Below are 5,522 nucleotides of genomic sequence, written 5' to 3'. Positions count from 1 at the left end.
CAGGCTGATCGGCACTGATGAATGAATGTCGGAAGTTGAGAGCGCGAGAAAGCGCCGCGTATGGCGGTTACTGGGTCGTCCTGTACTGCGCGCCTTCCTCTATCCTCCAGTCGCGATCAGCACCTTGCCATCCGGATGAGAGATCGTCCTGGCGGGTGCGACTGTCGGATTGCCGGGATAGGTGTTGCCGTCGAAGATCAACCGCACATCATGACCTGGTAAGATCCCACCCCCTGCGACGAAGACGCTCAGGTCGTGCCAGCCATGGCTCGTTGTGGGTAATAGCCGGATCGGCGGTCGGGTGATGGAGATATCCGACACTATGCGCCACGCCCCGCTGTCTTCGCTCAGCACGTAGAGGTCGCAGCCCCCGCTACCGCAATCGGAACGGTCGTCGGCATAGACGAGCGCCTCTGGATGCCGGGCGCCATTCAGATCCGCGCGTGCCAGCTCGTAGTGCGCGACGTGGAGTTGGTCCGTGATGAACAGGTCAAGTGAGGAGCGGGAGGGCTGCGTCGCTGAAGGAGCAGCGTTTGTCGCCTCCAAACCGTTGGTATTTGTCGATCTGTTGGTCACGGGCGTGTTTAGGTCAGCGCGACCGTCGAACACCGCTCGCGCTCGCCAGACGGATACCAAACGCTGCGCGCCGCGGCACACGTCCATCTCGTCATGCGCGACGAGCCGGAAGCGGGTGCCGTCCCAGACGAACGTCTCTTGGCTGGCACAATCGGCAAGCGCCCGACCGCGCTCGAAGGAGGTGAGCGTTCCAGCTTTGCTGTCCCAGAACCCCGACGTAATGGAGGGTGGCGATCCCCGCTCGCCGATGCCGGCCGGGGCGTCGAATGTCGCTTTCTCGATCCGATCGCCCTGGACGAGATAAGGATCGGCCGAAGGGTTCTCCCCGCCTTCAGCGAGGCTGTAGCAGGTCACCAAGACCAACGTCATATCGTCGGATAGCAAGCTTGCAGCAATCTTCTGATCATCGCCCGCGGGGCCCTTGCAGCCTGCCTTGGCCCAAACGCTCGCACGTGTGGCTGCTGAGATTGCAGCTCCGGTCGTCGGCGGCTTGATCGCGCGGACGATCGGGATCAACCCTGTCGGCACGAGGGATGCCGGCTTGCCGCCGGTCGCGACCAGCGCGGTCACGGTGTCGGCCCGACCCTGCTGCGCGTCCATGTAGCGAAACGCGGCCGACGCTCCGTCGAGGCTGGTATCCGAGACCTCACCCCCGCCCGTCAGACGAAGGCGCTTACCGGTCACGAGTGCCCGGATCAGGGGCGAGACCTGCGCCGAGGGCACTGCCGCCGTCTCGCTCTTGTCCAGCATGCCGCGCACGATAATCCGGTTGTCGACGGCAATGTCGGCATCGCCGTGATGTCCATCAAGGATATGGCCGATCGTGACGCTTGGCTGTGCGGTGGGTCCACTGTCGCGCGTAACGACAAGGCCAATTCCTGCGTATTGTAACTCTTTGGGCTGGAGCGACACCGCTTCGCAGCGCAGCCCATTGTCGCAGGCGACCGCCCAGTTCCCGAACACGCGGATCGGTGCCGCTGTCGGTTTCGATGGTGGAGCGGCCTCGACACCCTTTCCAGCCGCCACAGCGCCTAGGCAGAGCGACATGGCGATGATGGTTGAGCGCATCTCATGCTCCTTCAGTGTAGGTCGGAGGCAGGTAGTCAAAGCTATCGCCGATCCGCGAAGAATGCGCCACTGGCGGCAAGGCGGGGTCAGAAAACGCCGCGGTTTTGTCGGGTGACGCGCGGCGGAGTGCAGGCTGAGGTAAACGTTTCGTCGGAGTACACCGGATTGCGTCGAGATGAACGAGTGGCCGAAGTTGGTGAGCCCGGACTAAGTCGTGAGCGTCGCTTTCTGGGTCACGCCGCCCAGTTCCGGTGCTACGTCGCAGGGACGCAGCGTGAATAGGCTTTGTTCTTTCAGGCGGAAAACGACTTCATCCATATAGCCGCGCGTCCCACCACACAGGCTCCGGCAGATCGTAGGTGATCTGCGCAGCGTCATGATGACGCGGATTGATCAGGACATTCCGCTCAAGCCGAGCCGGGATGGACGGCACGAGCAGGATAGCGCTCCGCCGCTCCTCGTACCATTCCATTCCGAACGCCTTGCAGAGGCTCTCGTCCTTGCCGTCCCATCCAGGATGCGCCGCGGGCCGAAAAACCTCATAGCTGGTTCCGTTCGGGATGGTGATGCGGATGTAATGCTGATTGGGCGGCAGCACGCTGTTGGCGTGCACCAGCTTTTCCAGCATCGCTGTCGAGTAGTGCTCGGACGTGTAGATGACAGGGCTTGCCGGTGTATTCCACCGACCGGGGTAGAGGCGGGCACCCTCGCTGTCGTAGATGGGGTGAGCACCATCCGGGTCACCGATGCGGAAGGCAGTCAGGACGCGATCCGTCCGGCTCCCTATCACGCGCCCCCGCCATAGGCCGCCCGCCCCAGCAGGTTGATGACGAGGTCCGCGCCTGGGCTGGTGGCGAGCGCCACGTCCAGCGGCGGCTTGCCGTCGAGCATGGCATGCGGGCGGCTGAGGAACTCGCGTGCTTTTTCGGGCGACTGGTAGATCTCCAGCGCGAAGCTGAACACTTTGGCGAGCCGGGCGAGCCGGTCGCCTTCCTCGCTCGTCAACCGCTGTGCAGGCGCCTTCCGGCGCCGCTCCAGCGTCGCCTTCGGGATCAGGCGAAACTTGAACCGGGCATCGTCGGGCGCCACGGTATCCGCGAGCCGGTCTAGCGCTGCCACTGGCAAGCCGCTCTCGATCGAGTTGGACAGGGCTAGACGCGAGGATTGTCGTCCGGCGTTCACGCCAAGGAGCGCCTCGATCGATGCCGGCTGGGATGCCATCACAACTCCGTTTCAGTTGATGCCCATGTAAGCCTCATATGAGACACTGGCAAGGCCGGCAATCTCTGTGCTGCTCAAGCGATCATTCGCTCGATCGCGGCTCCAATCTGCTCGGCCGCGTCCAGAACGTGCTCGTCATCAAGGTGCGCGTAGCGGGATGTCGACTGCGTGCTCCGGTGCCCAAGCAGGCGGCCGATCATCGGCAGCGTCTCCTTGTTCATCGCCGCGTGACTGGCGAAGGTGTGCCGCAGGTCGTGAAGCCGCACGCCCCGCAGCTCGGCCCGGTCTCGGATCGCGGGCCAGTTGTTGGAAAGCCGCAGCACGGGTTTGCGCAGCGTCGGGTTCCAGAACAGCCAGGGTACGTTGCGCTGGCGGGGCAGGGCGGCGATCACCGCCCGCGCCTCGTCGCCAAGCCAAACGGTTCGCGGGCCGGTCTTGCTGTCGCGCAGCTTGAGCCGGTTGCCCTTCACATCTGGCCATTGAAGGTTCGCCACCTCTCCGGAGCGGCACCCTGTCAGCAGGAGTAAGGTCACGGCCGACGCCATCACCGCCTTTAGCCTGTCCTCTCCCGCCCGCTGCGCCGCGAGCACCACGCCCAACCGCGCCAACTCCGCATGTGACAGGAAGCGCTCGCACTTGCGCCTGCGATTGCGGCGAACCGCCCGGCACGGATTGGTGTTCTCCAGCCGGTACCCCCACTGCTCGGCCTTGTTCAGCATGTTGTTGAGGATGGTAAGCACGCGGTTGCAGGCACCCGGCCGGTGTCGTCGTTCAGCCGGGCGAACCACTGGGTCACATGCGCTTCGTTAAGTTCGTCGATGAACACGCCGGGGAACGCGCCATCGAGGTAATGCCGGCGGTAGAAGGCGTGCGTCTCCTGCGTGGAGGCCTTCCACTGCGGCGACCAGCGCCGCCAGTACTCGTCGAGGAAGTCGTCAAAGCGGGGAGCCGACCGGGTGCGCTGGCGATCGGCGGCGGGATCATATCCTACGCTAGCATAGGCTAGCACGCGCCGCGCCACGGTCAGCGCCTGATACTGGGTGATGACCAACGCAGGCGCGATCGTGACGGTACGGACGCGACCGCCCATCCGGGTCTGGGCTACGTAGACCTCACGGCCGGTCGCGTAATGACGGATACCGAAGCCGCGCTCGCCAGCGACCCAGGTGGTCGTGCGAGGCTTGCTGGTTGGTAGCTGGTAGCAACCAACGACGCCGATGTCGGCCAGAGCCTGCGTGACGATCGCTTCGAGGGAGAGCTTCGTCATGCCGACACCCCGATCGCCTGCGCCAGCGAACCGGAGATGCGTCGCGCGGCGTCCGCAATGACATCGTCGGCCAGGTGCGCGTATTTGGCGGTTGTCTCCGGCAGCAGGTGCCCGAGCAGCTTGCCGATGGTGGCGAGCGGAACATTGTCCATGATCGCGGTCGACGCGAAGCTATGGCGCAAGTCGTGGATGCGCAGGTCCGGCATCGAGCAGGTCCGGCGAAACGCGGTCCACCACGGCGCAACCCAGACCGGCCCGCTGCCTGCCGAGTTGGGGAACACGAACGGGCAACCTTCCCGGCGTGGCAGGTCCGCGAGGATCGCTTGCGCCTGACTGTTCAGCCAAATCGTTTTGGGGCCGGTCTTGCTATCAGGCAGTGAGAGGCGAGGGGGCTGAACCCACTCCCACCGGAGATCCCGGATCTCGCCAACCCGTGCCCCAGTGTAGAGCAGCAGCCGGATGATTGCGACTTGTGCGGGCGCCTTGACCTCGGCGGCCCGCAGCGCCGCTCCAATCCTTCGGTATTCAAGCGGAGAAAGGTACCGCTCCTTGGCGTCGCGTGGGTAGCGCGGCAGTCCCCGGCAGGGGTTTGATCCCTTACGCCTGAGATGCAGGGCCTCGGCATATTTGAAGAGGCTGGCGAGCACCGGCAGCGCGCGATTGTATTTGGCCTCGTCCGATCCCGCACAATCGTCCCGCCAGCGCAGCACGTCCGAAGGCAGCACCTCGGGTACGCGCATCTCGCCGAACACCGCTGACAGGTCGCAGCGCCAAGCCTGAAGATTGCGCTTGGCCGTCGAGGGCTTCCAGTAGCGGGCGATGTCGGTCCAGTGGCTCTCGACGAAGGTCGTAAGGGTAGGGGCCGCCTTGACCACCTTGCGCTTGGGTAGCCCGTCGAGCGCCACTTCCGCGAGCAGCCGTCGCGCCTGAGCGCGGGCGAACACGGCATCGACATCCTCAGTGCGCCCGATCGTCACCCGGCGCTGCTTGCCGCGATGCCGCAGGCGGACGGTCCAGAATGCCTTGCCGGTAGGCCGCACCCGGAGGCCGAACCCAACCAGTTCCGTGTCCCAGACGGTGTATTCCGAAGACTGAACGGGATGGTCCCGGCGGGCGAAATTGCCGTCCAGAAGGGCGTGCCGGCCGTCCAAATCGGGGCTGGGGAGCAAATAGCCATCAAACGGGCTTTCAGGCGCCTCGTAAGCCGCTGTTTCGACAGCATTCCTGGGGAGCAGATGGCCATCCGCATACCCCAAACTCCCGGACGTTTTTGAAAGAATAGCCATTGATTTCATTGGGTTTTTTCCTGAAAACAAGCGAAGCTTGCGTTCGGTGTGCATCCCATCGTCCCGATCCCCCGTCGTCGTCCTGATCGTCCCGGTGCCTCGGT

The 5,522-nt window shown here is 64.4% G+C and carries 6 protein-coding genes; all 6 read right to left on the bottom strand.

Annotation, left to right across the window (positions count from 1 at the left end):
* Positions 1–99 precede the first annotated feature (99 nt).
* Positions 100–1,644, bottom strand: a complete 1,545-nt coding sequence (locus HUV01_RS11365; protein ID WP_174298360.1) for a DUF1176 domain-containing protein — start codon at positions 1,642–1,644, stop codon at positions 100–102.
* A gap of 310 nt (positions 1,645–1,954) precedes the next feature.
* The gene (locus HUV01_RS11360) at positions 1,955–2,434 is read right to left on the bottom strand and encodes an RES family NAD+ phosphorylase (RefSeq protein ID WP_174298359.1); all 480 of its coding nucleotides are present in this window, start codon (positions 2,432–2,434) and stop codon (positions 1,955–1,957) included.
* Positions 2,431–2,865 (bottom strand): antitoxin Xre/MbcA/ParS toxin-binding domain-containing protein, encoded by a 435-nt coding sequence (locus tag HUV01_RS11355; RefSeq protein ID WP_174298358.1) that lies wholly within the window; start codon positions 2,863–2,865, stop codon positions 2,431–2,433. The genes HUV01_RS11360 and HUV01_RS11355 overlap by 4 nt, the downstream gene beginning before the upstream one ends.
* Positions 2,866–2,939: 74 nt before the next feature.
* Positions 2,940–3,584: a tyrosine-type recombinase/integrase gene (locus HUV01_RS11350; RefSeq protein ID WP_174298357.1), complete on the bottom strand. Its 645-nt coding sequence runs from the start codon at positions 3,582–3,584 to the stop codon at positions 2,940–2,942.
* Positions 3,578–4,132: a hypothetical protein gene (locus HUV01_RS11345; RefSeq protein WP_174298356.1), complete on the bottom strand. Its 555-nt coding sequence runs from the start codon at positions 4,130–4,132 to the stop codon at positions 3,578–3,580. The genes HUV01_RS11350 and HUV01_RS11345 overlap by 7 nt, the downstream gene beginning before the upstream one ends.
* Positions 4,129–5,522: tyrosine-type recombinase/integrase (locus HUV01_RS11340; RefSeq protein WP_368040025.1), on the bottom strand; the 1,394-nt coding region annotated here is incomplete at its 5' end. The genes HUV01_RS11345 and HUV01_RS11340, both read right to left, overlap by 4 nt.

The sequence above is a fragment of the Sphingomonas bacterium genome (genome assembly GCF_903643035.1).
GTDB lineage: Bacteria > Pseudomonadota > Alphaproteobacteria > Sphingomonadales > Sphingomonadaceae > Sphingomonas.
This window is presented reverse-complemented; position numbering and strand designations above follow the sequence as displayed.